Origin of the sequence: Baaleninema sp. (assembly GCF_049974805.1) — a bacterium.
Taxonomy (GTDB): Bacteria; Cyanobacteriota; Cyanobacteriia; order Cyanobacteriales; family Geitlerinemataceae; genus Baaleninema.
Map to the genome: position 1 here is coordinate 1 of NZ_JBNGCO010000199.1, position 4,406 is coordinate 4,406.

Here is a 4,406-nt window from a genome sequence, read left to right on the forward strand (position 1 = left end):
GAGTCTGTAAGCCTTCCCAAAACGCGCAACCCTCTATCTTGCTCTTGGCTAGATAGAGTAACGGGTTAGTGCGAAAGCCCCGCGTCTTTAGACCGGGGTGAGCTTACGACAAGCCCTGTACAAATCCTGCCATTCCTCTCGTTCCTTCACCACCGTTTCCAGATATTCCTTCCAAACCACCGAATCGCGGCTAGGATCTTTCACCACCGCCCCCACCAACCCCGAAGCCACGTCATCAACCCGAAATTGTCCGTCGCCGAAATGCGCCGCCAACGCCCAACCGTTACTGACAACAGAAATCGCCTCAGCCGGACTTAACGTCGCCGTAGGGGATTTTAACTTAGTTTTCCCATCTTGCGTCACCCCGTCGCGCAACTCCCGAAACGCCGTGACGACGCGCCGAATTTCCTGCAACGCGGGAGGTTCGGCGGGTAATTCCAAACTGCGCCCCAAGGCTTCCACGCGACGGCGGACGATTTCAACCTCTATTTCTACGGTGGCGGGAAGGGGGAGGACTACGGTGTTAAAGCGGCGTTGCAGGGCGCTGGAGAGGTCGTTAACGCCGCGATCGCGATCGTTGGCGGTGGCGATGAGGTTGAAGCCTTTCTGGGCGGATACCGCCTGATTGAGTTCGGGAATGGGGAGAGTTTTTTCCGAGAGAACCGTAATCAGCGTATCTTGCACGTCCGAGGGAATCCGCGTCAACTCTTCAACTCGGGCGATTTTCCCCGTTTCCATCGCCCGCATCAGGGGACTGGGAACGGTGGCTTCTCGAGAGGGGCCTTCGGCGATGAGTTTGGCGTAGTTCCAACTGTAGCGAATAGCGTCTTCGCTGGTTCCCGCCGTTCCTTGAATTAGGAGAGTGGAATCGCCGGAAATCGCGGCGGCGAGATGTTCGGAAACCCAAGATTTCGCCGTTCCGGGGACACCTAACAAGAGTAACGCGCGATCGGTGGCGAGGGTGGCGATCGCAATTTCGATGAGGCGTCGGTTTCCGATGTATTTAGGGGAAATCTCGAAGCCGTTATCGAGGTTTCCGCCGAGAAGGTACGTCGCAACCGCCCAGGGGGACAGGTTCCAGTTGGGGGGACGCTGGCGGGTGTCGGCTTTGGCGAGTTCCTCGAGTTCGGCGGCGAACTCCTGTTCGGCTTGTTGTCGCAGGCGTTCGGCGGACGGTTGGGGCGATGTGGTTTTTCGTCGTCGGGTCTTGGAAGGTGCCATCGGCGCAGGTTCACCAGTTCGGACTTTTTTATTGTAGGTTGCTCGAGGACGGGGAGCGATCGCTACACTGAATTTAAAGGAGAGTTCGCCAGTCGTGCGCCAGTCGGTTGGGTGCAGCAAAAGCGAAACCCAACATTCAAGTTGAGATTCAAGTTGAGATTCAAGTTGAGATTCAACTTCAGAAATTCACGCCCCGAGACACAAAAGATACGGAGGGTTTTGAGATGACAGTAACGATACCGAGGAAATATAGCCATAGGAAATGATTCGTGGCCAAATCCCCGATCGATCCAGAGCTGTGCGAGATCCCCGGCATCTTGGAGATGCCGGGGATCTAGAGACAGATCTAGAGACAATCCGATCTTCGTTCGATCTTGAGTTTCACTTCTATGAATTGCCACAATTGACTTAGGATTGCTATATAGCTTTCAAGAGTATCGATCGAACCCCGAAAATCGCGATATAAAATGCGAGTTCGTTAACGGAGAACTGGTTGAAATGCCTCCCGAAAGCGGTTTAAACGCCGATATTATCGATTTTTTACAAGACATTTTCAAACAAGAAATTCAAAAAACAAATCGAGATTGGTTCGTTCGCCCCGGAACCGTTGGCGTGAGAACTGGCGTGCAAAAATCGAGAATTCCCGATTTAGTAATTATTACGAAATCACAACGTCAAACTTTACGCAATTTGCCTTCTGCCATTCTCGAAGAACCGCCGCTTCTCGTGGTGGAAATTGTCAGCCCCGGAAATCCAGAAGACGATTATCGATACAAGCGATCGGAATACGCCGCTTTGCAAATTCCTGAATATTGGATTGTCGATCCAACAGAGTCTAAAATTACCGTTTTAGAATGGCTTGATGGACTTTATGAAACTCAAGAGTTTAAAGAATCCAAAAAACTGGAATCGCCGACATTTGAAGGGTTGGATTTGACGATCGATCTTGTTTTTTCTCTGTAGTAGTTTCTCGGTCGGTTGGGTGTAGCGAAAGTGAAACCCAATATTGAACTTTAGATTCTTTAGATTCAACTTCAGAAATCCACCACACCCGACACAGAGAACACAGAGAAGACAGACAAAAACCCCGGCTAAAAAACCGGGGTTTTCCCAACTATCTTAACGACGGGCTAACTTCTTCGCAGGCATCTTCCGCAAGCGAATCGATTCCGGCGTCACTTCCACCAACTCTTCCGAAGTGATGTACTCCAACGCCCGTTCTAACGTCATCTCCGCAGGGGCTTGTAACTGCACCAACTCGTCCCCCGTCGAAGAACGGTGGTTCGTCAGTTGCTTCGTCTTACAAACGTTGAGTTCCAAATCTTGCGGGCGGTTGTTCTCGCCGACAATCATGCCCTTGTACACCTTAGTTCCCGGCGTAATAAAGAAGACACCGCGATCCTCGCCGTTTTTCAGGGCGTAGAACGTGGCCACCCCTTCCTCAAAGGCGATAATAACGCCGTTGCGACGGGTTTCCACATCTCCCGACATGGCACGATATTCGAGGAAACTGTGGTTCATGATGCCGTCTCCCCGCGTCAGACGCATGAACTCGCCCCGGAAGCCGATTAAGCCCCGCGCCGGTACCACGAATTCTAACTGAGAACGACCGTTCCCCATCCGCATATCCTGCATTTCGCCTTTGCGTTCCCCGAGGCGTTCCATGCAACCGCCGACGGCTTCTTCGGGAACGTCCAACACCAGCAACTCAAACGGTTCGTAAGGCTGGCCGTTGACTTCGCGGTAAATCACTTGCGGCTGGGACACTTGGAATTCGTAGCCTTCCCGACGCATGGTTTCGATGAGAATTCCTAGGTGTAATTCTCCCCGTCCGGAGACAGCGAATTTGTCGGGGGAGTCGGTTTCGTCGACGCGCAACGCCACGTTGGTTTCCAGTTCCCGCATTAAGCGATCGCGCAGTTGGCGAGAGGTGACGAATTGCCCTTCCTGTCCGGCGAACGGGGAATCGTTCACCAGGAACATCATCTGTAAGGTGGGTTCGTCTACGCGAATCAGCGGTAAGGCTTTGGGTTCGTCGGGACAGGCGATGGTTTCGCCGATGTTGGCGTCGTCAAACCCAGCTACGGCGACGATAGTTCCGGCGGTGGCTTCTTCGAGTTCGACTCGCGCCAGTCCTTCAAATCCCATCAGTTTGCTGATTTTGGATTTGACGGTACTGCCGTCTTCTTTGAGTAATGCGGCTTGCTGGCCGGCGCGAATCGTGCCGTTGTGGACGCGGCCGATGACGATGCGACCTAAGTAATCGGAATAGTCGAGGGTGGTGACTTGCAGTTGTAGGGGTTTGTCCGGGTCGCCAATCGGCGGAGGAACGTTCCGTAAGATTGCCTCGAACAAGGGCTGCATATCTTCGCTGTCGTCGTCGGGTTCTTTTTTGGCGAATCCTGAGAGTCCGGAGGCGAAGAGATAGGGAAAGTCACATTGGTCGTCGTCGGCGCCGAGGTCGATGAAGAGGTCGAGGACTTTATCGACAGCGCCGTAAGGGTCGGTTTTGCCGCGATCGATCTTGTTGACGACGACAATCGGACGCAAGCCTTTTTCGAGGGCTTTTTTCAAGACGAAACGGGTTTGCGGCATGGGGCCTTCGTTGGCATCGACGATGAGGATGCAGCCGTCTACCATGCCTAAGACTCGTTCGACTTCGCCGCCGAAGTCGGCGTGTCCGGGGGTATCGACAATGTTAATGAGGGTGTCTTTGTAGCGAACTGCCGTGTTTTTCGACAGAATGGTGATGCCCCGTTCCCGTTCTAGGTCGTTCGAGTCCATCACGCAGTCCGGTACGTCCTCCCCTTCGCGGAAGATGCCGGATTGTTTGAGTAGGGCGTCAACCAGTGTTGTTTTGCCGTGATCGACGTGGGCGATGATTGCAACGTTGCGAATTGGGAGAGACATAAAAAGCGTCCAGACGGTGCGCTGTTAACAGAACGATAGATTTCTTCACAATCTTAACCGATCTGTTGACCAATCGATCTGAGGTTCGATCGCCTGTCGCTTTCACCGAAGAAATGGCTCTCCATCCCCCCTACCCCCCTTGGAAAGGGGGGCTGGGACAGGGACTGCGAAGAAATGGCTCCCCTTCTCCCGATATTGCGGAGTTGCGGGTGGGGGATGAGGTTGACATACTCGCCGCCTTAAAAGAGCGGCGATTCTCCAGACCTCACGGTTTG

Annotated in this window: 4 protein-coding genes; 2 read left to right on the forward strand and 2 right to left on the reverse strand. The window is 53.3% G+C overall.

The window, feature by feature from the left end; translation table 11 throughout:
* Window positions 1-87 precede the first annotated feature (87 nt).
* Window positions 88-1,221 carry an ATP-binding protein gene (locus tag ACP5D4_RS21105; RefSeq protein ID WP_428013574.1) on the reverse strand — a complete coding sequence of 378 codons (1,134 nt, stop codon included), beginning with the start codon at window positions 1,219-1,221 and terminating at the stop codon, window positions 88-90.
* A 414-nt stretch (window positions 1,222-1,635) separates the two neighbouring features.
* Between ACP5D4_RS21105 and ACP5D4_RS21110 the strand changes: the two genes are divergently transcribed.
* Window positions 1,636-2,184 (forward strand): Uma2 family endonuclease, encoded by a 549-nt coding sequence (locus ACP5D4_RS21110; protein WP_428013575.1) that lies wholly within the window; start codon window positions 1,636-1,638, stop codon window positions 2,182-2,184.
* Between the two features lie 156 nt (window positions 2,185-2,340).
* On the opposite strand, the gene typA is transcribed toward ACP5D4_RS21110, so the two are convergent.
* Entirely contained in the window at window positions 2,341-4,131 is a 1,791-nt protein-coding gene (gene typA, locus ACP5D4_RS21115; RefSeq protein WP_428013576.1) for a translational GTPase TypA, read from the reverse strand.
* A gap of 65 nt (window positions 4,132-4,196) precedes the next feature.
* Between typA and ACP5D4_RS21120 the strand changes: the two genes are divergently transcribed.
* A partial coding sequence (locus tag ACP5D4_RS21120; RefSeq protein WP_428013577.1) for a hypothetical protein occupies window positions 4,197-4,406 on the forward strand: 210 nt, incomplete at its 3' end.